The following is a 20,502-nucleotide window of genomic DNA, read 5'->3' as shown; positions in this document are numbered from 1 at the left end:
GAGGTGCTGGGAAAAGCCGGTTTGTGTTAAGTTGGATGCATTAAATGTGAAATAAATAACATTGTAAATGGAATTTGTGACCGCCCTGATCAAGGGCGCGCAGTCAACGAGGGTTGGAACGCAGTGGATTCAAAGAAAAGCGAAAGATTTCGGGCCATGCACAAGGCCTTGCAGGGCGAGTCGGCGATTCACTTGCGGGACATGGCCGCGTTGCTTGGCGTATCGGAAATGACCCTGCGCCGGGACCTGGCAGACAGCCCCCAGGGCCTGCGCTTGCTGGGCGGCCACGTCACCCGCAGCGGGCCGCCGGAGCCTGATTACCAGGTGGCCGAACAGGACCAGCGCCACGTCGCCGAGAAGCGCCAGATTGGCGCGCTGGCCGCGAGCCTGGTGCGGCCGGGTGACACGGTGTTTATCGATTGCGGCACCACCACGCCGTTCATTATCGAGGCGTTGCCGGATGACCTGGAGTTCACCGCGCTGTGCAATTCCCTCAACGTATTGCTCAAGCTCCAGCAAAAGCCCCACTGCACCATCATCCTTTGCGGCGGCACCTTTCACCGGCGCAACATGGTTTTCGAAAGCCATGCCGAGGCGGGCATCCTTGATGGCATCCGCGTGGCGTGGGCGTTTATTTCCGCGGCCGGGGTCAGCGCGGCCCACGGTGTGACCTGCTACAACCTCAACGAGGTAGAGGTCAAACGCCGGGTCATGGCGCGGGCACAAACCTGTGTGCTGGTGGCCGACCACAGCAAATTCGACGAGGTGCGTGCCGCGCACTTCGCCGAGCTGTCGGACTTCCAGCGGGTGATCAGCGATCCTGGCCTGGAGGCGGCACAGCAGCAGGTGATCCAGGACAGCGGGGCGATTCTGCTGATCTGAGCACTGATGTGATTTTTATTTCATTTGTTTGGAATTTAACAAATTAGCCTTGACACCCTCCGGTGCAAGGCATAGTTTTTCAAATGTGATCGCGGTTCACATTTGTGTGTGTGGCCTCCCTGAAGGCCATGCCCGAGTCCTGACAACAATAAAAATAGGAATCACCATGCTCCAGATAGCCCGTAAACCTGTTCATGTGCTGGCCCTTGCACTGGCTGTCGCGGCCTCGGCGCTGGCGCTGAACGCCCAGGCCAAGGATCTGAAGATCGGTTTCAGCCAGGTCACCCTGCAATCTCCCTTCTATGTACAACTGCGCGATGGCGCCAAGGCCGCAGCGGCCAAAGGCGGCGACGAGTTGATCTTCCTCGACGCCAACGGTGATATCAGCAAACAGAACAACGACATCCAGGACCTGCTGACCCGCAAGGTCGACATCCTCATCATCAATGCCGTGAACCCCGACGCCGTGGGCGCCGCCCTCGAAGCCGCCAAGCGCGCCAAGGTGCCGGTGATTGCCGTTGACCGCGCCATCAACGCGCCGGTGGCCACCACCATCGGCCGCAACAACGCCGAGATGGGCGAGCTGTCCGGCAAAGCCTTGCTCGCCGCCCTCAAGCAGCGCGGCGTGACCCAGGGCAAGATCATCGAGATCCAGGGCGACGCCGGCGGCACCGTGATGAAAGAACGCCGCAAGGGCTTCCACACCGCCCTGGCCGGTACCGACTTCAAGATCATCGACGGCCCCTACAGCGAATACATGCGCGCCAACGCAGTGACCGCGATGCAGGATCTGCTGCAAGCCCACCCCGACCTCAAGGCGGTGATCGCGCATAACGACGACATGGCCATGGGCGCGCTGCAAGTGCTCACCGAAAGCGGTAAGAAAGACGTGCTGGTGGCCGGGATCGACGGTTTGTCCGAAGCCTTGAATGCCATCCAGAGCGGTGATCAATACGTGGCCACCGCCCTCAACGACCCGCGCTATCTGGGCGAGGTTGCCATTGAGGCGGCCCGGGCCCTGGCCGCCGGCAAATCGGTGCCGAACTTTATCGACGCCGGCACCCAGGTGGTGACCAAGGCCAATGTGGCCGAGGTCAAGCATGACGCGACCTTCGGCGAATACCGCCCCGGCGCGCTCTAACGGTTCTGCGCCGTCACCCTATGGATTTTTACTGGCACCTCTTGTGGGAGGTGCCTGTTCGAACGCACTCGTCACTCAACAGAGGAATTCACTGTGAAAGCTGCCGTCATGTACCAACCGGGCGATATCCGGGTCGAAGAGGTTCCAAAACCGGCGGTCAAGGCCGGCCATGCGCTGGTCCGGGTTGCGGCCTGCGGCGTGTGCGGCTCGGATATCCCGCGGATGCTGAGCAAGGGCGCCCATGTGATGCCGCTGATTTGCGGCCATGAATTTGCCGGGTTTATCGAAGAGATCGGCAGCGGTGTCGAAGGCTATGCCATTGGCGAACTGGTGACCGTGCCGCCGATGATTCCCGATGTCACCAGCGACCAATACGCCCGTGGCTTTCCGTCCCGTTCGGAGCGCTACGATTACTTCGGCAGCCGCCGCGATGGCGCGTATGCCGAGTACGTCAATGTGCCCCTGAGCAACCTGATCAAGGTGCCCCAAGGCATGGACCCGATTGCCGCGTCCCTGGTGGACCCGGCGGCGATTGCCCTGCATGCGATCTGGAAAGCCGACTTCAAGGCCGGGCAGAGCGGGGCGGTGGTGGGTTGCGGGCCGATTGGCCTGTTTGCGATTCAATGGCTGCGGATCATGGGCGCCAAGGACATCGTCGCCATCGACATCGCCGAAGAAAAACTCGCCATGGCCCGGGAAGCCGGCGCCACCCACACCCTGCTCAGCGGTGCGGCAGATGCCGAGCTGCCGCGTTGCCAACTGGTGATTGAAGCCGCAGGCCACCCCAGCTCCATCAACCAGGCCGTGCAACTGACCAAGGCCGGCGGCCACGTGGTGTTTATCGGTATTCCCACCAGTGAAGTGGCCCTGACCACCGCGACGTTTTCGCACTTCCTGCGCCAGGAAGTTTCCCTGCACGGCGCCTGGAACTCGTTCTCGGCACCTTTCCCGGGTGACGAATGGACGGCTTCCATCGACAAGCTGGCTTCCGGTGAACTGCAGTGGCAGTTCATGATTACCCACGATTTGCCGCTGGATGAATTGCCGGCGATGTTCAAGCGCTATGCCGATCGCAGCGAAGTGGCGGCCAAGGTGATTTTCCGTCCCTGAGCCAGGCTGTTTGCTGTGTGTCGCCAAGCCCGACAGCGCCGAGCGTTGCCGGGCTTAAAACAAAAAGCGTCGTCGTGACAAGACGCAGGAGGACTACCGATGACCTTGTTGTTGGGACTGGATTTCGGAACAGGTGGGGTGCGGGCCGGGCTGTATGACCTGCACAGCCACAAACTGGTGCACGTCGCCGAGGCGTCGTATGCCACGCAATACCCGCAATTGGGCTGGGCCGAGCAGGCGCCGGCGGACTGGTGGTCGGCATTGGGCAAGGCCTGCCGGCAGTTGATGGCCCAGGCCGGGCACCCGCAGGTGGCGGCAGTGTGCGTCGCCACCACGGCCTCCACGGTGGTGGTCGCCCAGGCAGACGGCCAACCCCTGGCCCCGGCACTGTTATGGATGGATTGCCGCGCCGCTGCCGAGTCGGCGCGCACGGCGCATATCAGCCACCCGATGATGAACCAGGGCGGTGACGCGGTGGAATGGCTGGTGCCCAAGGCCATGTGGCTGGCCGAGCACGAGCCCCAGGTGTACCAGCGTGCCGAGCGCATCTGCGAAGCGGTGGACTGGATCAATTTTCAGCTGACCGGGCGCTGGGTGGCCTCTCAATTGAATGCCAGCTGCAAGTGGAACTACGACACCCTGCAGCAGCGTTTCCCGGTGGAGCTGTATGCGGAGCTGGGGGTGCCGGAACTGGCGCAAAAACTTCCTCAGGACGTGATCAAGGTGGGCGGGCGGATCGGCCCGTTGAGCGCCGATGCCGCCAGCCATTTGGGCCTGAACCGCGACACCCTGGTGGCCCAGGGGGGCATCGATGCCCACATGGCAATGCTCAGTGCCGGTACCACCGGCGCCGGCGAGCTGTTATTCATCGGCGGTACGTCGGTGGTGCAACTGATGCACACCCCGCAGCGCATTGACGTGCCGGGCATCTGGGGGCCGTACCCCGGTGCTTTGCTCGACGGTCAATGGTTGATGGAAGGCGGGCAAGTCTCCGCCGGTTCGATCCTCAACTGGCTGGCGCAAAAGATGTTCGGCCTCGACGATGCCGGGCATCAGCGCCTGATCCGCCAGGCTGCGGAACTGAAACCAGGCTCCACCGGCTTGCTGGTGCTCGACTACTGGATGGGCAACCGCACGCCGTACCGCTCGCCGGACATGCGCGGGGCGATCATGGGCCTGTCGCTGAACCATGACCGGCATGACCTGTACCGCGCCTCGGTGGAAGCGATAGCCCTGGGCTCGGCAAACATCTTTCATACCTGGCGCTCCGAAGGCATCGAGATCACTCGCGTGGTCGCCGCCGGCGGCTTTCAGAAGAACCCGTTGTGGCTGCAGGCCACGGTGGATGCCACCGGCGTGCCGTTCGAAATGGTGCCCCACGACAACCTCACCCTGATCGGCACCGCCGCCGCTGCCGCCTGCGCCCTGGGCGAATTCGGCACCTTGCAGGAAGCGGCCACCGACTTCACCACCATCGGCCGGCTGATCGAACCCGACCCTTACGCCCACGAGCAATACATCGAGCTGCTGGGCCGTTACCGCGCCGCCACCGACAGCGTCGCCCCTATCAGTTGCAAACCGCCGGCGAACCGCACGCTCGGCGTAAGGCCGGCCGCATGAGTGCCCATTCAGAAGAAGCGTTTGCCACGCGGTTGACGGCGGATTCCCAGCGCGATGACCTGATGGTCCAGGTGGCCAAGCTGTATTACGACCTGGAAAAGACCCAAAGCGATATCTCCCGGGAAACCGGCCTGACCCGCTGGCAAGTCAGCCGCCTGCTGCGCGAAGCGCGGGATTGCGGGGTGGTGCGCATCGATATCGTCGCCCGCTCGGCCCGCCTGCCGCAGCTCGAAGTGGCGTTGCAACGGCGCTTCGGCCTGCGTGAAGCGCTGGTGCTGGATGTGGAGGATGCCGACACTGCGTTGAACGTGGTGACCCAGGCCGCTGCTCGCTACCTGTGCAATTTGCAGCCGATGCCGGCGCTGATCGGCGTGTCGTGGGGCCGCACCCTGACCAAAATGGCCCAGTGGCTGGTGCCGCGCTGGAACGAGGGCGTCAACGTGGTGCTGCTGAACGGCGCGATCAATACCCGCTCCATGGGCGAGCCCAGCCATAACGTGGCGGAACGCTTCGCCCAGGCCGCCCGTGGCCAGGCCACGTTGTTGCCGGTGCCGGCGATTCTCGGGCATGCCCACACTCGCGAAGCGCTGGAGCAAGACCCGGTGATTGCCCAGGTATTGCACCTCGGGCAACAGGCGCCGGTGGCGTGTTTCAGCCTGGGGGAGTTGTCCGATCATTCGGTGTTGATGGAGTCGGGCTACATCGACCGTCCATTGCTGGAAGCGCTGGAACGCCTGGGTGCTGTCGGCGACATCATGGGCCGTTTTATCGGCATGGACGGCGAACCGGTGATGCCCGAACTCGACGCCCGCACCCTGGGCCTGCCGTTGGCCGCGTTGCGGGACAAGGCCTGGTCCATCGCCGTGTGCGTCGGCCCGCAGAAGCACCGCATCGTCCACGCCAGCGTCAAGGCCGGCTACGTCAATGTGCTGGCCACCGACGCGGCCACCGCCCGCTATTTGCTGGAGCAGGATCATGAGTGAATTGGCCCTGGATATCCGTCATGTCAGCAAGCGTTTCCCACCCAATGTGGTGGCGCTGACCGACGCGTCCCTCGACGTTCGCCCCGGTGAGGTGCATTGCCTGCTGGGGGCCAACGGTGCGGGCAAAAGTACCTTGCTGAAAATCGTCGCCGGCGCCCATCGCCCGGACGGCGGCGAGATGTCGGTGGCCGGGCAGCGCGTGGAGTTGAAGAACCCGCAACAGGCGCGTCAGGCCGGGATCGCGATGATCTATCAGGAACTCGACCTGATCCCGCAGATGACCGTCGAAGAGAACCTGATGCTCGGCTACACGCCCCAGCGCTTCGGGATTATTTCCCGAGGCAAGCGCAGTGCGTTGGCCAAGGCCGCGCTGCTGCGGGTGGGGGCGAATTTTTCGAGTACCGACCGGGTGGGCAGCCTGTCGATTGCCAACCAGCAATTGGCGGCCATTGCCCGGGCACTGACCTGCGAAGCCCGGCTGGTGGTGATGGATGAGCCGTCGGCGGCGCTGAACGAGACTGAGCTCAAGCGGGTGTTCCAGGTGATTCGCGAGATCACGGCGGACGGGGTGGCGGTGCTGTATGTCAGCCACCGGCTGAATGAAATCCGCGAGATCGGCGACCGGGTCACGGTGCTGCGGGCCGGGCGAACCCTGCAAACCCATGACCTGGCGCAGATTGATGACCAGGCGCTGATCGCCGCTGTGGTCGGCGAACACCGCGACCTGCTGGAACGCAGCCCGCGCCAGGCGCCCCGGGACAACCTGGCGCTGAACATTCGCCGCTTGCAGGGTGAGCAGGGCCTGGACGTGCAAGGGCTGGAGGTGCGTCAGGGCGAAATTGTCGGGCTTGCCGGGCTTAACGGAGCCGGGCGCAGCACATTACTGAAAGCCTTGTTTGGCGTGGGCCGCAACGACAGCGATGTCGAGCTGTTCGGCCAGCCTTATCACCCGCAGACCTCGCGCCAGGCCATTCGCCAAGGCGTCGGGTTGGTGCCGGAAAACCGCAAGACCGAAGGCCTGCTGCTGGACGCGCCGATCTACCGCAACGCCTGCCTGGTACACACCCGGCACTTGAGCTGGTTTTCCCATCGCCAGGCCAAGGACCGCGCCGGCCCGGTGCTGCAACGCTTGCAGACCAAGCTCGACAACCTGGAGCAACCGGTGCGCCAGCTCTCCGGTGGCAATCAACAGAAAGTGGTCATGGCCAAGTGGGTGATCGACGGCGCGCGCCTGTTGTTGCTGGACGAACCCAGCCGCGGCCTGGATGTGGGCGCCAAGGCCGACCTCTACGCCCTGGCCCGCAGCCTCGCGCAGGAAGGCGCGGCGGTGCTGGTGGCCAGCAGCGAGCTGGATGAGTTGTATGTCAATTGCGACCGTATCTGGGTGATGCACGAGGGGCGCAATGCGCTGTGTTTCGACCCCTTGATTGCCAGCCGCGACCAGATCGACCAGGCCATCCTTATCGGTAAAACGAGTGTAGAACCATGACTATTGCGAGCAATCCAAACCCGGTTTTCGATAAGCCCGTCGCCCTCGCCAGCCGTCGCCGCAGTGCGGTGCTGGAATGGGTGATGCGCTACAACTTCGTGTTCATTTTCCTGTTTGCCGTGGGGGTGGCGACGTTCCTGTCGGACGACTTCCTGACCTTCGGCAACATCGCCAACCTGTTCCAGCAGGGCGCTATTGTCGGGATCGTCGCCATCGGCATGACCTTCGTCATCCTCACGGCGAATATCGACCTGTCGGTGGGCAGTGTGTGTGCCTTCGGCGGGATTCTGGTGGCGGTGCTGCTGCAACAGCAGGTCAGTGGTTGGCTGGCGGTGCCGGCTACCTTGCTGGTGGGCCTGGCGATTGGCACGGTGATGGGCAGCCTGACGGTGTTTGGCAAGGTGCCGAGTTTTATCATCACCCTGGCCGGGCTGGTCTCATTGCGCGGTGCGACGTTTCTGGCCTCCGACGGTGCGCCGATTGGCGGGCTGCCGGCCGGGTTCACGTCGTTCGGTTCGGCCATGATCGACATCCTGCCCAGCGCCGGCATTGCGTTTCCGGTGCTCGGGCTGATCTTTATCGTGATCACCGTTATTGCCTGGCTGGTGCTGCGCTACACGGTGTTTGGCGAGTACGTGCTGGCCACCGGCGGCAACCTGGAGGCGGCGCGGCTGTCGGGGGTGCCGGTGCGTGCGGTAACGATTGCGGTGTTCGCCATCTGCGGCGGCCTGGCGGCGTTCGCCGGGTTATTGATGACCTCACGCCTGCACGTCGGCCAACCCACCGCTGCCCAAGGCCTGGAACTGGATGCGATTGCCGCCGTGGTGCTGGGCGGCACCAGCCTGTTTGGCGGGCGCGGCAGTGTGGTGGGGACGGCGGTGGCGGTGATGCTGCTGCAGGTGCTGCGCAATATCTTCAACCTGCTGGGGCTGGGCTCGTTCTATCAGATGGCGATCACCGGGGTGATCATCGTGCTGGCGATTTTGCTCAACCGGTTGATCGACCATTACGCCGGGCGTACTTGAGGAGGTCTTGATGAATGGGAAGCTACCCGCGCCGATCAAGGCGGTGATCTTCGACATGGACGGCCTGCTGCTCGACACCGAGGGCATCTATACCGAAGTCACCCAGTTGATCGCCGACCGCTACGGCCTCACGTTTGACTGGAGCATGAAGCAGAACACCATCGGCCTGGGGGCTTATGAGCTGGCCAGCTACATCGTGCAGGCCGTGGGCTTGCCGATGAGCCCGGAGGCGTTCTTGCAGGAACGCACGCCGCTGATGAATGCGCGCTTTCCCCAAGCGGCGGCCATGGCCGGGGCCCAGGTGCTGGTGCGGCATTTGTCGGCCCATGGGATTCCGATTGCGGTGGGTACCAGTTCGTCGCGGCACTATTTCGAGCTCAAAACCACCTTGCACCGGGACTGGTTCGCCCTGTTCGACGCCATCGTCACCGCGGATGACCCGCAGGTGGGCGCTGCCAAGCCGGCGCCCGACATCTTCCTGGTGGCCGCCGAGCGGCTGGGGGTGGCGCCTGCCGACTGCCTGGTGTTCGAGGATTCGCCGTTCGGCATCACGGCAGCGAAGGCGGCGGGGATGCACGCCCTGGCCATCCCGGACCCGGCGATGCCCCGGGAGAAGTTTCGGCATGCAGACGGTCGACTGCTCAGCCTGGAGGCGTTTGACCTGGCGGGATGGGGGCTGCCGGCCTACCGCTGACTCGACGTTCGGTAGGTTACCTCACTGGCTGCGGGTGTATGGTAGAGCGGGTAAACACCTGGATTATCTCTGGAGAGAGAGGTGACTATGAGCACTCCCATGCTGAACAAGCTGCATCTGAACGGCTATGACATCGTGCAAGTCAACAGCGGCCCGTGGCGGGTCTGCACCAAGGCTGATCGGCTGGCCTCCTTCGGCTCCCGTGAGCAGGCACTGGCGTACGCCGCTGCACTGCCGGGATACAAGGCTCGGTCGAGGCCGGTAGCCAATGAAGCGTGAACCCTGACAGCCCCGGTCGATCCTCCGATGAAAAACAAAGGTGGGAGCTGCTATGGCTTCGGACCGCGCGCTTCCGGCAATCGGTTTGGCCTTGTGGCTGGGGCAATCTGGCCGCAGGCACCCTGCAATTCGACGGCCGACCAAGACCAAATGTGGGAGCCGTCGAGCTTTAGCGAGGCCGCGAAAGCGGTGGGTCAGGCAACACCGATGTTGATTGTGCCGACGCCATCGCAGCCTCGCTAAAGCTCGACAGCTCCCACAGGGAATCTGCTATGCCTTCAGACCGCGCGCTTCCAGCAATCGGTTTGGCCTTGTGGCTGGCGGCCAAACTGGCCATGGGCACCCTGCAATTCGACGGCCGACCAAGACCAAATGTGGGAGCCGTCGAGCTTTAGCGAGGCCGCGATAGCGGTGGGTCAGGCAACATCAATGTCGACTGTGCCGACGCCATCGCAGCCTCGCTAAAGCTCGACAGCTCCCACAGGGAATCTGCTATGCCTTCAGACCGAGCGCGTCCAGCAACCGGTTTGGCCTTGTGGCTGGGGCAATCTGGCCACGGGCACTCTGCAATTCGACAGCCGACCANNCGGTGTGTCAGGCAACATCAATGTCGACTGTGCCGACGCCATCGCAGCCTCGCTAAAGCTCGACAGCTCCCACAGGAAACCTACTATGCCTTCAGACCGCGCGCGTCCAGCAACCGGTTTGGCCTTGTGCCTGGTGGCCAACTGGCCACGGGCACCCTGCAATTCGACGGCCGACCAAGACCAAATGTGGGAGCCGTCGAGCTTTAGCGAGGCCGCGATAGCGGTGGGTCAGGCAACACCAATGTTGATTGCGCCGACGCCATCGCAGCCTCGCTAAAGCTCGACAGCTCCCACAGGGAATCTGCTATGTCTTCAAACCGCGCTCTTCCGGCAATCGGGTTGGCGTTCTGGCCAGCACCCCGTTGGCCACGGGCACCCTGCAATCTGGCGGCTGACAAGTACCAAATGTGGGAGCCGTCGAGCTTTAGCGAGGCCGCGATAGCGGTGGGTCAGGCACCCTCACTGTCGACTGTGCCGACGCCATCGCAGCCTCGCTAAAGCTCGACAGCTCCCACAGGGAATCTGCTATGGCTTCAGATCGCGCGCGTCCAGCAATCGGGTTGGCCTTGTGCCTGGGGCAATCTGGCCACGGGCACTCTGCATTCGACAGCCGACCAAGACCAAATGTGGGAGCCGTCCAGCTTCAGCGAGGCCGCGATAGCGGTGTGTCAGGCACCATCAATGTCGACTGGCTCCCACACTTCTCTATGCCGTGTGCGGGCGCCCGCTGAGTCGCCTGCGCCCGCACACTGGCAGCACGGTATGATCTAGACGAAGGGCTGGCCGCTGAATCCGCGTGGCAGGCGCTGGCGGCCGGGCAGGTCGGTCAGGCGTTGGGTCCAGGCGCTGCGCCAGTCACCGGCGGTATGTGCGGATTTGGCTCTGCGCGCGGCACGCCGGGCGGCATTGCGCTGGGTGCGGCGGGCTTCCTTGTAGGCTTCGGTATTACGGCAGGTACGGCATTTGACCCGCTTCAGCTCGGTGCTGGAAGGGAGGTTATTGCCGTGATGACCGCAGGCAAGATGCCCGGCGACCTTGAAGTGAATGACCATGTAGGCGTCTCCTTCTTGGGGGATGCGTCGCACCGGTAATCTATTGATGCGCGCGGGCAGCGCGGGCAGCCATTGGCTGGTTTCACCGCTCTGTCTTTTTTATGACAGTTCGCTGCCCCAGGCGTTCGTTTGAGGGTATTGCGCCCCCGTCGCCCCCCTCAGCGCCTGCTGGTAATGCAACGGCGACCTGCCGATCTCGCGCTTGAACGCATGGCTGAACGCGCTCTGGGAGTTGTAACCCAGCGAGAGTGCGAGTTCGATCAGCGAGCTGTTGCCCTCAGCCAGTGCCCGGGCCGCCAGGCGCATGCGCCACTGGGTGAGGTAAGCCATGGGCGAGATGCCCGCAACGTCCTTGAAGTACGCCGCAAAGCTGGCCCGTGACATCGCACAGGCGTTGGCCAGCACCGCCAGCGGCCTGGTTTCGCCAGGCTCGCCATGGATCAGGCGCAGCGCCGGCTCCAGGCGTTTGTCGGTCATGGCGCGCAACCAACTGCCCGACAGCGGCGGCGCGGTTTCGAAATGCAAACGCAGGATTTCAATGAACATCAGGTGCGCCAGTTGGGAAGAAGCCACCGCCGCACCGGGCCGGTCATGGTCCCGTTCACGCACCAGTTGGTTGAGTAACCAGTGCAGCGTGTCCAACGCGTGGGTCTTGGCGCTCAGGTGGATAAACGGCGCAAGGGCGGCACGCAGCAGGTGTTCGGAGTCGGTGCTGAGTTCCACCTTGCCGCCAATCATGAAGAACTCATCCCCATCGCCGTGGTAAGCCAGGGCACCCACGCGCTTGTCGAGAATCTGCTGCAGGTCTACCGGGGTTTCACTCAGGTCGCTGGCCATGACATGAGGCCGTTCGGCCGACAGCAGAAACACATCGCCTTCGTTGACCGCAATGGGCGTGCTGTCGCCCTCCATCTTCAGCCAGCACGTACCCCGCAATACGCCCCAGAACTTCAACTGGGTAGCCGGTGGAAAGGCAATGGCCCAGCGTCCGCCCGCGACCAGGCCGCCGGACATCACGGAACGGGCTTGCATAAAGGTGAGCAGCTCGGAGAACGGATCGGACATGATTTAGACGCTGGCTGATGAAATTTGGAGTCTAGCGCATTCATCGTCCAGTCGTGATGAATAAGCTGGGGACTCTAACGAAACCACAGAGGCTTAAATCATGACAGCACGTACCTGGTTGATTACCGGCGCCAACAGCGGCTTTGGCCGCGAGATGACCGAGCAGTTATTGGCCCGGGGTGAGCGCGTTGCGGGCACGGTTCGGGACTTGGCGAGCATGGCCGATTTGCAGGCCCGTCATGGCGCAGCGTTGTGGCTGGCCCAGTTGGACGTCACCGATACCCCCGCCATCCGCGCGGTGGTGGCTCAGGCATTCAAGGCGCTGGGGACGATTGACGTGGTGGTCAGCAACGCCGGTTATGGCCTGTTCGGCGCCGCAGAAGAGATGACCGACGAACAGATCGATCATCAACTGGATACCAACCTGCTGGGCTCCATCCAGCTGCTGCGCGCCGCGCTGCCGCACCTGAGGGCCCAAGGCGGCGGGCGCATTCTCCAGCTCTCCACCATGGGCGGGCAGGCAGTGTTCCCGGGTGGCTCGTTGTACCACGCGAGCAAATGGGGGATTGAAGGCTTTGTCGACGCCCTGGGCGAAGAGGTGGCCTGTTTCAACATCGGCTGCACCCTGATCGAACCGGGCAGCGCACGCACGGATTTTCGCTACCGCAGCGCCCAACTGGCGACCCGCCTGGAAGACTACGACCGCTCTCCCTCAAGCCACGCCCGGCGGATGATCGAAGACCGTACCCGGATCTCCTCGGGTGACCCGGCCAAGATGGTCGCAATCATGATCGCCAGCGTCGACCAGCACCCCGCACCCAAGCGCATTGCCTTGGGGCCGGACGCCTACACCGTGATGCACAAACAGCTAAGCGACCGCCTGGCGGTATTGGAAGCGCAAAAAGACCTGGCCTTCTCCACGGACTTTTCTGCGCCTTAACCCATCCGGCATCCCTGTTCGTGACGCACCCGCTCGTTTACTCTCTGGGCACACACACAATGTGAATGGAGTGGAAGATGAGTCATCAAGAGTCCCAGGAAGGCGGCTGCCGTTGTGATCGGGTGCGTTTTACCGTGACCGAAAAACCGCTGATCACCATGGCGTGTCACTGCACCGGCTGCCAGAAGATGTCGTCCAGCGCGTTCTCCCTGAGCGCGCTGATCCCCAGCAGCGGCTTTACCATCACCCAGGGCAACCCGGTGATCGGCGGGCTGCACGGCGTAGACCGCCATTACTGCTGCCCCCACTGCATGAGCTGGATGTTTTCCCGGCCCAATGGCGTGGAGGACTTGATCAACCTGCGGCCGACGATGCTGGATGATGTCAGTGATTACGTGCCGTTCATTGAAACCTGGACCAGCGAAAAGCTGCCGTGGGCGACGACCCCGGCGCAGCACAGCTTTGCGCAGCTTCCGGAGCGGGAGGATTTCCCCGCGCTGATTCAGGCATACGCCGACTTCAGCGCCCGTTGAATTAGTCGATCAGCGCCAGCAGGTCGGTATCGCCCACGTCGCGCCCGGCCTGGGTCAGCAGCGTCGTCACCTGGCCGCGGTGATGGGTCTGGTGATTGAAGAAGTGCACCAGCAGCGCATAAAAATTCTTGTTCTTGGCCGTGCCTGCCATGTTGCGGTACGCCAGTGGCTGGTCCAGGTCCGGCTCACGGATGGCGTGCACCCACTCGATGATGAGCTGGTCGAGCAAGGCGCGGTGGGCCGACAGTTCGCGCAGGTTGGCGAAGGCCAGCCGGTCCAGGCGTGGCGGCAGCTCCAATGCGCTTAGCGGCGCCAGCGCGGTAAACCCCGCTGGGTGCTCGGCGAAACGCTTGAGCCAGGCGCGGTCTCCCAGGGCGAGGTGGTTCAGCGTGCCCAGGATCGAACTGAAGAACGCACCCCGGTCGGCCATCAGTTCCTCGTCGCTCAAACCGCCGGCAGCCTCGTACACCTTGCGGTTCATCCACTGGTTATAGGTCGCCATCAAGGCTATGTGCTCGGTGCGGGTCACGGGGGATTCCTCGATGGGGGCTTGTGGCCATGATAAAGCGTGACTGCCGGGCGGTCATGGTGTTCTGGCACAGCGGGGCTATTGTTGTTGATCTGGAACTCTGCGCCCTGGGAGGGTGACACCATGAATACCGGCGATCTACTGGAACAATTACTGCGAGCTGGCCAGGCCTCGGCGGGGCAGCAGGGTGGCGCGGCACCGGCGTCTCAGGGCGGGCTCGGAGGCTTGGGCGGCCTGCTTGGCGGGTTGCTAGGCGGTGGCGGTGCTTCGGCTTCCGGCGGTGGCGGCCTGGGTGGTTTGCTCGGTGGCCTGGGCGGCATGTTGGGTGGAACCCGTGCGGCGCCTCAAGGGCGCACGGGCGGCACCAACTTCGCGGCGCTGGCGTCCCTGGGGATGATGGCGTTCCAGGCGTATCAGGCCTGGCAGCGGCAGCAGGCCTCGGCGCCGCAGCAGGCGTTGCAGACGGTTGACCAGTTGTCCGGTGCGCAAGTCGAAGCGCACAGCCATGCCGTGCTGCGCGCATTGATCGCGGCGGCCAAGGCGGATGGCGAGATTGATCAGCGGGAACAGCAGATGATCTCGACCGAGATCGGCAAGCACACCGATGACCCGCAATTGCAGGCGTGGCTGGATGCCGAGGTGGCCAAGCCGCTGAATGCAGCGGATTTCGCCGAGTTTTCCGGGGACCCGGCGGTGGCAGCCGAGGTGTACCTGGTCAGTGTGATGCTGGTGGATGACCAGCAGGACGGGGAGCGCGACTACCTGGATGAACTGGCGGGGCAGTTGAAGATTGATCCGGCGTTGCAGGTGCATCTGGAGCAGCAGGCCAAGGGACAGGTTTAAATCGTTATTTACGGCCATATCAAACCTGTGGCGAGGGAGCTTGCTCCCGCTGGGCTGCGCAGCAGACCCAAAACAATCGACAGTGTGTCTCAGCTAGACACCGGTTGCCGGCTTTAGGGCTGCTTCGCAGCCCAGCGGGAGCAAGCTCCCTCGCCACAGGTTGATCATCTTCGCAGGGTTAGAATCGCAAGGTTGCCCCGGTTGTCAGCCATTGATGCCGGTCCCCGATCAAACTGCGCCCCACCACCAGGTCCACATCCACATTCTTGCCGATATGCACCCTCGGCCCCGCCTGCCAGGCCTGGTCGCCACCTTGCTGGCCGTAACGCTCGGCGATCAGCGTCAGGGAGTCCATCACGCTGTATTCAAAACCTGTGCCCCAGGTCGGTCGATGGGTTTGGTCGCCGTCGTTATACGCGTGGCTCCAACCCGCATTGAAATTCAGCCGCAAGGCCTCCATGGGCTGCCAGGTAAACGGCACATTCAAGTCCGCACCCTCAAACGAATGCTGGCGGTTCAGCGCGTAATGCACGCCAGCCGATGCGGCCAGCTCCAGGCCCAGGTCTTCCCGGGTCCATAACTGCGCCTTGAGTTGCGGATTCACCTGGGTTTCCCCATCGCCGTCATGGTTGGCCCGGGACACGGCGGCGGTCCACTGCAACCAGGGAACGGCGGTGGAGGTGCAGGCCGGCGCCAGGGTTTCACTGTGGGTTGCGCCGTCGTGCCGATTGGCGGTGAACCAGGCGTCGACGTTGCATTCGCCCGGGGCGTTGATCGCGCCATCGTCGACCACATAGGAACCGCCGGCCGCATAGGCATTCGACATCAGGCTCAGCACCAGCACGATACCCGCCGTCACACCGACGAAGATCAGGTTGCGTCTCACCGCACGTCGCTTGGAGGCGGGCAGGGGATGGAAGGTGAAGTGGGTGGTGCGGTTGCGGTATTTGGCGAAACCGTCAGGGGTGTGTTTCTTGTACATGGTGAACCTCGATCAACAGCCAACGGCGTGCCCTGCCCGGATTTGGCAGGGACGCGCCGTGATTCAAATAGAAAATGATGTGCAGCGGGGTACCGCTACAACTGGGTTCTTCTTGCATGTCGGGATACTCCAATAAGGGTTGATTCAGCTGTCTACCGTCAGCACATGGATGCCGCAGGCCTTGGCCTGGCTCACCAGTTCCGAGGTGTCGTCGCCACCGGGCAGTGCGATGATCACGTCGGGGCGGCTGTCGGTGAGCATGAACTGGTTGCGGTGACGCTCGGCCTGCTTGCCATGGCGTTGCCAGTTGGGTGGGTAACGCACCACATCCACCCCGGTTTCCCGGGCCCAGTCCTCCACGTCGCTGCCCAGGAACTGGCTGCCGCCATGGATCAACACCTGCACCGGGCGCAGGCGGTGGTAGGCGTCCAGCACCTGGCGGGACATTTTTGTATCGGCGTAATGACGACCTGCACAGATCAAGACGCGCATGGTGATGTTTCCTTGTATTGCGTATTGCCAGTTATCGACGCGGGCGCAGTAAGCGGATGCACGTGCTGCTCAAGGTGCTGGAAAAGCCCAGCATGAAGCGCATTTCCACGGCGCTGAGGACGTTGCGTGCGTATAGCCGCACACCCAGCAGCATCACCGCCTTGGCCGCGTGGGCGAGGCCGAACACCAGCGCTGCGCGTGCGGCGTTGTCGAGGTAGCTCATGAGTGTTTTCATCGCCTCTCTCCATCAAAGGCTGCAGCTACTGTAGGAGCGAGCTTGCTCGCGAAAAACCCGAGAGCACTGCGCTCAGCCAGGATGCCCGCGTTATCGTTAACGACCTTCGCGAGCAAGCTCGCGCCTACAGAGAGCGGGTCAGTACCACTGCTTGAAGCGGCGGATGTAGATTGTCTTCATCAGTTGTGCGACGCAGCAGTAGGCGACCAGGGTGCCCACCAGCCATGGGAAGTACGCCAGTGGCAGCGGCTCCAGGCCCACCATCGCGCCCAGCGGCGAGAACGGCACGTAGATGCCCAGCCCGATCACGATGCAGGTCATCATCATCACCGGCCATGCGGCGTTGCTCTGGAAGAACGGGATCTTGCGGGTGCGCAGCATATGCACCACCAGGGTTTGCGAGAGCAGCCCCTCGATGAACCAGCCGGACTGGAACAGGGTCTGCATTTCCACGCTGTTGGCCGAGAACACGTACCACATCAGGGCAAAGGTGGTCATGTCGAAGATCGACGAGGTCGGCCCGATCCAGATCATGAAGCGGCCAATGTTTTTCGCGTCCCACTTGCGTGGCTTGGCCAGGTATTCCTTGTCCATCTTGTCCCACGGCAACGCCAGCTGGGAGATGTCGTACATCAGGTTTTGCAGCAGCAGGTGGATCGACAGCATCGGCAGGAACGGGATGAACGCACTGGCCACCAGCACCGAGAACACGTTGCCGAAGTTGGAACTGGCGGTCATGTTCAGGTACTTCATGATATTGCCGAAGGTCTCGCGGCCTTTCAGCACGCCTTCTTCCAGCACCATCAGGCTCTTTTCCAGCAGGATGATGTCGGCGGATTCCTTGGCGATGTCCGTCGCGCTGTCCACCGAGATACCCACGTCGGCATCCCGCAGGGCCGGGGCATCGTTGATGCCGTCGCCGAGGAACCCCACGGTGTGACCGTTGGACTGCAAGGTCTTGAGCACCCGGGACTTCTGCAGCGGCGTCAGCTTGGCAAACACCGTGCGTTCCTCAACCTGCAGCTTGAGGGTGGCGTCGTCCATCGCTTCGATTTCCACGCCCAGCAGCGGCACGCCGGGCTCCAGGCCAACCTGACGGCAGATCTTGCTGGTGACGATGGCGTTGTCGCCGGTGAGCACTTTGACCGCCACACCAATCTCGCGCAGGGCGGCGATCGCCGGGCCGGCGGTTTCCTTGGGTGGATCAAGGAAGGTCAGGAAGCCGCGGATCACCAGGTTGCGTTCATCCGCCGTGGTGTACTGCTTGCGTGCAAGCGCCTGGGGAATGTTGCGGGTGGCCAGCACCAGCACCCGGAAGCCGTCTTCGTTGTAATCCTGGGCAATGCTCAGCAGCTCGTTGCGACGACGATCATCCAGTTCGATGGCCACGTCACCTTCCATCACATGGGTGGAAATGCTCAGCATCTCCTCGACCGCGCCCTTGCACACCAGCAGGTGATCGTTTTGCGCATCCTTGACCACGATCGACAGGCGACGGCGAATAAAGTCGAACGGCAATTCATCGACCTTGCTGTAGGCGAACGGCACCTGGAACTTCGGGTTCTGTTCCGAGAACTGTACGACCGCCTGGTCCATCAGGTTCTTCATGCCGCTTTGGTGATGGCTGTTGAGCCAGGCCAGGGTCAGCACCGCGTCATCACGGTTGCCAAAGGCGTTGACGTGGTGTTCGAGGATGATCTTGTCCTGGGTCAGGGTGCCGGTCTTGTCGGTGCACAGCACGTCCATCGACCCGAAGTTCTGGATCGCGTTGAGGCGTTTGACCACCACTTTGCGCTTGGCCATGGCGGTAGCGCCCTTGGCCAGGTTGGCGCTGACGATCATCGGCAGCATTTCCGGGGTCAGGCCCACCGCCACCGCCAGGGCGAACAGCAAGGCATCGCTCCAGTCACCTTTGGAGAAACCGTTGAGGAAGAACACGATCGGCGTCATCACCAGCATGAAGCGGATCAACAGCCAGCTGACACTGTTCACCCCACGGTCAAACGCGGTTTGCACCCGGGAGCCGACAATCGCCTTGGCCAGGGAGCCAAAGTAAGTGCGCGGGCCGGTGGCAACCACCACGGCTTGTGCGCGGCCGCTCACCACGTTGGTGCCCATAAAGCAGATGTTCGGCAAGTCCAGGAGGTTGCCCTGGTCGGCCGCGGTGGAGGTGGCGGATTTTTGCGTGACATCGCCGAGGGTGTCGTACTTCTCCACCGGCAAGGCTTCGCCGGTCAGCACGGCCTGGCTGATGAACAGGTCGCGGGACTCGATCAGGCGGATATCGGCCGGGATCATGTCGCCGGCAGACAGCTGCACGATGTCGCCGGCCACCAGGTCGCGCATCGGCACTTCCCGCAGGGTCGGCTTGGAACCCACTTGCTCACGGCGCAGCACCGTGGCGGTGGTACGCACCATGGCCTTCAAGGCTTCGGCGGACTTGGCCGAGCGGTGTTCCTGCCAGAACCGCAGCAGGCTGCTGAGCATGACCATGGTCATGATAATGATGACCTTGGTCAGGTCGGCCTCTTCACCGGCCTGCAGCGGCAGCCAGTAATCAGTGACGAAGCTGATGCCACCCAGGGTCAGCAGCACATAGATGAACGGGTTGTTCAGGGCCTGGAGGAATTGCACGATGGCGTGAGGCGGCTTGTCGTGCGCCACCTCGTTGTAGCCTTCACGTTGCAGGCGGGCAGAGGCGTCCAGCTCGGTCAGGCCATCCTTGGTTGCCCGGACATTGGCGAGGGTTGCCGAGAGGCCGTTCTGGGCTTCGCGGGCAGCACGCATCGACAGCTTGGTGTCGGTGTCGGTGCCGTTTTTCTTGTGCAGTTTCGGGTTTTTTACTGCGCTCATTGTGTGTACTCCTGTCGCCAATTTTTCGACAAAACATACCCGGTACTTACCTGATGACAGGCGAGCGAAAGCATGCCGAGTCGCTGACTTCGCGATCGGTTTAAATAAAGTGTTGAGTAACTTTCCAAGGGCCCGCTAACAGCGCGTTAGTTAACTAGCGCGCAGCGGGCTACTACTGGCTTCGTCCATAGAGAACTCCAGCGAATCAAGTAACGAATAATCAGGAAGTTGCTGTTTCCAGCCGGCTTACGCCGCGCGAGCGTCCACGTAGAGGCTCAGCATCAGGCTCGCTTGCGCGACCAGGCTGGAAACGTCCCGTCTCTGTGGGTCTTGAGGGTCGGCGTGGTCCCATTGCTGGACCAGGTGGCCGGTGGTGGGGCAGATACGCCAGTGGGCCAGGGGAGCCGGGCACACGCGGGGGGAGGAGGTCACAAAGGCGCTGCGGGTAGGCGAAAAGCCTACGGGCTCGCGGCACAATTTGGCACGCAGGGCCGTAGCCAGCGTACGCAGATCAGGCAAAGCAATCAGTTGAAAGGTCATAACACACCTCGGGACCGGACTGGCATCCGGTGAGGCAGTTACGTTGGAGCGTCAGGCTCTAGCGCAGCTTACTCGGCCGGAAAGGCGAGTCCCGTCATGTTTCTCTGGGTTTGGCGCCCGATTCGCCGCATTCACGGTGATCGGACAGCGACTAGATACTGTGTCCATTGGCTTCTTTTGTGAGGTTAAAAAATGGCCCGGAGTTGCAGGCACGGGCAATCTACTCAGGCAGTTGCGGCCTGTCAACATTTAATGACTTAATTTGTTACTGGTTCAGAGTTTGTTCAGACAGAAGCGCGGGGAAGTTCTAGTGTCCCATGCCGTTATTGATAAATGATCTGTGCCCGGTGGATAACGTGGAGTAACAATGCTGCAACAACTCCGGATGTGTTTGCGCACGGGGCAACTTCCCATGTTCGGCGTTCTCGGCAGCAGAAACTACCGGCATGTGTTTCTGGCGCGGATTATTGCGCTGATCGGTAGCGGGGGGGTGAACACGGTCGTGCTGGGATTGTTGGCGTTTGACCTGGCCGGTGCCTGCGCCGGGGTGGGTTGTGTACATATCCGTTGTTGCGGTAACGGCCGCTATTGGTTCCGCTCTTACAGCGGGTCACTTTTGAAAAGAGCC

The 20,502-nt window shown here is 62.5% G+C and carries 20 protein-coding genes and 1 pseudogene; 13 read left to right on the top strand and 8 right to left on the bottom strand.

The annotated features are described in order from the left end of the window. The first annotated feature begins 123 nt into the window (after nt 1-123). The 9 genes from deoR (at nt 124) to HX855_RS02020 (ending at nt 9,223) form a co-directional block, all read left to right on the top strand. Nucleotides 124-882: a DNA-binding transcriptional repressor DeoR gene (gene deoR, locus HX855_RS02060; RefSeq protein ID WP_177085129.1), complete on the top strand. Its 759-nt coding sequence runs from the start codon at nt 124-126 to the stop codon at nt 880-882. Between the two features lie 166 nt (nt 883-1,048). After that, nucleotides 1,049-2,023: a substrate-binding domain-containing protein gene (locus tag HX855_RS02055; RefSeq protein WP_177085127.1), complete on the top strand. Its 975-nt coding sequence runs from the start codon at nt 1,049-1,051 to the stop codon at nt 2,021-2,023. A gap of 93 nt (nt 2,024-2,116) precedes the next feature. Continuing rightward, a complete protein-coding gene (locus HX855_RS02050; protein ID WP_309139797.1) occupies nt 2,117-3,133 on the top strand; it encodes a galactitol-1-phosphate 5-dehydrogenase in 1,017 nt (338 codons plus the stop codon). Between the two features lie 99 nt (nt 3,134-3,232). Further along, nucleotides 3,233-4,753 carry a ribulokinase gene (locus HX855_RS02045; protein WP_177085125.1) on the top strand — a complete coding sequence of 507 codons (1,521 nt, stop codon included), beginning with the start codon at nt 3,233-3,235 and terminating at the stop codon, nt 4,751-4,753. After that, complete coding sequence (locus HX855_RS02040) at nt 4,750-5,736, top strand: sugar-binding transcriptional regulator (protein WP_177085123.1); 987 nt, start codon at nt 4,750-4,752, stop codon at nt 5,734-5,736. Before HX855_RS02045 ends, HX855_RS02040 begins: the two co-directional genes overlap by 4 nt. Further along, a complete protein-coding gene (locus tag HX855_RS02035; protein WP_177085122.1) occupies nt 5,729-7,225 on the top strand; it encodes a sugar ABC transporter ATP-binding protein in 1,497 nt (498 codons plus the stop codon). The genes HX855_RS02040 and HX855_RS02035 overlap by 8 nt, the downstream gene beginning before the upstream one ends. Continuing rightward, nucleotides 7,222-8,250: an ABC transporter permease gene (locus HX855_RS02030; protein ID WP_177085121.1), complete on the top strand. Its 1,029-nt coding sequence runs from the start codon at nt 7,222-7,224 to the stop codon at nt 8,248-8,250. The genes HX855_RS02035 and HX855_RS02030 overlap by 4 nt, the downstream gene beginning before the upstream one ends. 10 nt (nt 8,251-8,260) lie before the next feature. Next, a complete protein-coding gene (locus HX855_RS02025) occupies nt 8,261-8,944 on the top strand; it encodes an HAD-IA family hydrolase (RefSeq protein ID WP_177085120.1) in 684 nt (227 codons plus the stop codon). Between the two features lie 87 nt (nt 8,945-9,031). Further along, entirely contained in the window at nt 9,032-9,223 is a 192-nt protein-coding gene (locus tag HX855_RS02020) for a DUF2188 domain-containing protein (protein WP_177085119.1), read from the top strand. A 1,354-nt stretch (nt 9,224-10,577) separates the two neighbouring features. On the opposite strand, the gene HX855_RS02015 is transcribed toward HX855_RS02020, so the two are convergent. Next, a complete protein-coding gene (locus HX855_RS02015) occupies nt 10,578-10,862 on the bottom strand; it encodes a hypothetical protein (protein ID WP_177085118.1) in 285 nt (94 codons plus the stop codon). Nucleotides 10,863-10,961: 99 nt separating this feature from the next. Continuing rightward, nucleotides 10,962-11,927 carry an AraC family transcriptional regulator gene (locus HX855_RS02010; RefSeq protein ID WP_177085117.1) on the bottom strand — a complete coding sequence of 322 codons (966 nt, stop codon included), beginning with the start codon at nt 11,925-11,927 and terminating at the stop codon, nt 10,962-10,964. 100 nt (nt 11,928-12,027) lie between these two features. Between HX855_RS02010 and HX855_RS02005 the strand changes: the two genes are divergently transcribed. Both HX855_RS02005 and HX855_RS02000 read left to right on the top strand, forming a co-directional pair. After that, nucleotides 12,028-12,867, top strand: a complete 840-nt coding sequence (locus HX855_RS02005; protein WP_177085115.1) for an SDR family oxidoreductase — start codon at nt 12,028-12,030, stop codon at nt 12,865-12,867. A gap of 77 nt (nt 12,868-12,944) precedes the next feature. Beyond that, a complete protein-coding gene (locus HX855_RS02000) occupies nt 12,945-13,400 on the top strand; it encodes a GFA family protein (protein ID WP_177085113.1) in 456 nt (151 codons plus the stop codon). A 1-nt stretch (nt 13,401) separates the two neighbouring features. Here the strand turns inward: HX855_RS02000 and HX855_RS01995 are convergent, their stop codons facing one another. Next, nucleotides 13,402-13,929: a DinB family protein gene (locus HX855_RS01995; RefSeq protein WP_177085111.1), complete on the bottom strand. Its 528-nt coding sequence runs from the start codon at nt 13,927-13,929 to the stop codon at nt 13,402-13,404. A gap of 123 nt (nt 13,930-14,052) precedes the next feature. Between HX855_RS01995 and HX855_RS01990 the strand changes: the two genes are divergently transcribed. After that, nucleotides 14,053-14,772: a tellurite resistance TerB family protein gene (locus HX855_RS01990; protein ID WP_177085109.1), complete on the top strand. Its 720-nt coding sequence runs from the start codon at nt 14,053-14,055 to the stop codon at nt 14,770-14,772. A gap of 178 nt (nt 14,773-14,950) precedes the next feature. On the opposite strand, the gene HX855_RS01985 is transcribed toward HX855_RS01990, so the two are convergent. From HX855_RS01985 to HX855_RS01965, 5 genes are all read right to left on the bottom strand, one after another. Beyond that, nucleotides 14,951-15,754: a hypothetical protein gene (locus HX855_RS01985; RefSeq protein ID WP_177085107.1), complete on the bottom strand. Its 804-nt coding sequence runs from the start codon at nt 15,752-15,754 to the stop codon at nt 14,951-14,953. A gap of 144 nt (nt 15,755-15,898) precedes the next feature. Continuing rightward, nucleotides 15,899-16,246 carry a DUF2493 domain-containing protein gene (locus HX855_RS01980; protein WP_010171459.1) on the bottom strand — a complete coding sequence of 116 codons (348 nt, stop codon included), beginning with the start codon at nt 16,244-16,246 and terminating at the stop codon, nt 15,899-15,901. A 69-nt stretch (nt 16,247-16,315) separates the two neighbouring features. Continuing rightward, nucleotides 16,316-16,390: a hypothetical protein gene (locus tag HX855_RS33750; RefSeq protein WP_375140054.1), complete on the bottom strand. Its 75-nt coding sequence runs from the start codon at nt 16,388-16,390 to the stop codon at nt 16,316-16,318. Nucleotides 16,391-16,619: 229 nt separating this feature from the next. Next, a complete protein-coding gene (gene mgtA, locus HX855_RS01970; protein ID WP_177085104.1) occupies nt 16,620-19,334 on the bottom strand; it encodes a magnesium-translocating P-type ATPase in 2,715 nt (904 codons plus the stop codon). 246 nt (nt 19,335-19,580) lie between these two features. After that, on the bottom strand, nt 19,581-19,874 hold the full coding sequence (locus HX855_RS01965) for a hypothetical protein (RefSeq protein WP_177085102.1): 294 nt from the start codon (nt 19,872-19,874) through the stop codon (nt 19,581-19,583). 367 nt (nt 19,875-20,241) lie between these two features. Between HX855_RS01965 and HX855_RS33025 the strand changes: the two are divergent. Next, nucleotides 20,242-20,502: pseudogene (locus HX855_RS33025) on the top strand (hypothetical protein); the annotation flags it as partial.

Source organism: Pseudomonas sp. IPO3778 (assembly GCF_013386825.1).
Taxonomy (GTDB): Bacteria; Pseudomonadota; Gammaproteobacteria; order Pseudomonadales; family Pseudomonadaceae; genus Aquipseudomonas.
Note: the sequence above shows the minus strand (reverse complement) of the source record. Positions and strands in the feature narration are given on the sequence as shown.

Excerpts from the sequence above, each read along its gene's own strand:
- HX855_RS02000 (WP_177085113.1), top strand. The coding sequence starts at position 12,945 with ATGAGTCATCAAGAGTCCCAGGAAGGCGGCTGCCGTTGTGATCGGGTG.
- HX855_RS01985 (WP_177085107.1), bottom strand. The coding sequence starts at position 15,754 with ATGTACAAGAAACACACCCCTGACGGTTTCGCCAAATACCGCAACCGC.
- HX855_RS02055 (WP_177085127.1), top strand. The coding sequence starts at position 1,049 with ATGCTCCAGATAGCCCGTAAACCTGTTCATGTGCTGGCCCTTGCACTG.
- HX855_RS02030 (WP_177085121.1), top strand. The coding sequence starts at position 7,222 with ATGACTATTGCGAGCAATCCAAACCCGGTTTTCGATAAGCCCGTCGCC.
- HX855_RS02005 (WP_177085115.1), top strand. The coding sequence starts at position 12,028 with ATGACAGCACGTACCTGGTTGATTACCGGCGCCAACAGCGGCTTTGGC.
- HX855_RS02025 (WP_177085120.1), top strand. The coding sequence starts at position 8,261 with ATGAATGGGAAGCTACCCGCGCCGATCAAGGCGGTGATCTTCGACATG.
- HX855_RS02020 (WP_177085119.1), top strand. The coding sequence starts at position 9,032 with ATGAGCACTCCCATGCTGAACAAGCTGCATCTGAACGGCTATGACATC.
- HX855_RS02040 (WP_177085123.1), top strand. The coding sequence starts at position 4,750 with ATGAGTGCCCATTCAGAAGAAGCGTTTGCCACGCGGTTGACGGCGGAT.
- HX855_RS01980 (WP_010171459.1), bottom strand. The coding sequence starts at position 16,246 with ATGCGCGTCTTGATCTGTGCAGGTCGTCATTACGCCGATACAAAAATG.
- HX855_RS01965 (WP_177085102.1), bottom strand. The coding sequence starts at position 19,874 with ATGACCTTTCAACTGATTGCTTTGCCTGATCTGCGTACGCTGGCTACG.
- HX855_RS02035 (WP_177085122.1), top strand. The coding sequence starts at position 5,729 with ATGAGTGAATTGGCCCTGGATATCCGTCATGTCAGCAAGCGTTTCCCA.
- mgtA (WP_177085104.1), bottom strand. The coding sequence starts at position 19,334 with ATGAGCGCAGTAAAAAACCCGAAACTGCACAAGAAAAACGGCACCGAC.
- HX855_RS02045 (WP_177085125.1), top strand. The coding sequence starts at position 3,233 with ATGACCTTGTTGTTGGGACTGGATTTCGGAACAGGTGGGGTGCGGGCC.
- HX855_RS01990 (WP_177085109.1), top strand. The coding sequence starts at position 14,053 with ATGAATACCGGCGATCTACTGGAACAATTACTGCGAGCTGGCCAGGCC.
- HX855_RS02015 (WP_177085118.1), bottom strand. The coding sequence starts at position 10,862 with ATGGTCATTCACTTCAAGGTCGCCGGGCATCTTGCCTGCGGTCATCAC.
- HX855_RS02010 (WP_177085117.1), bottom strand. The coding sequence starts at position 11,927 with ATGTCCGATCCGTTCTCCGAGCTGCTCACCTTTATGCAAGCCCGTTCC.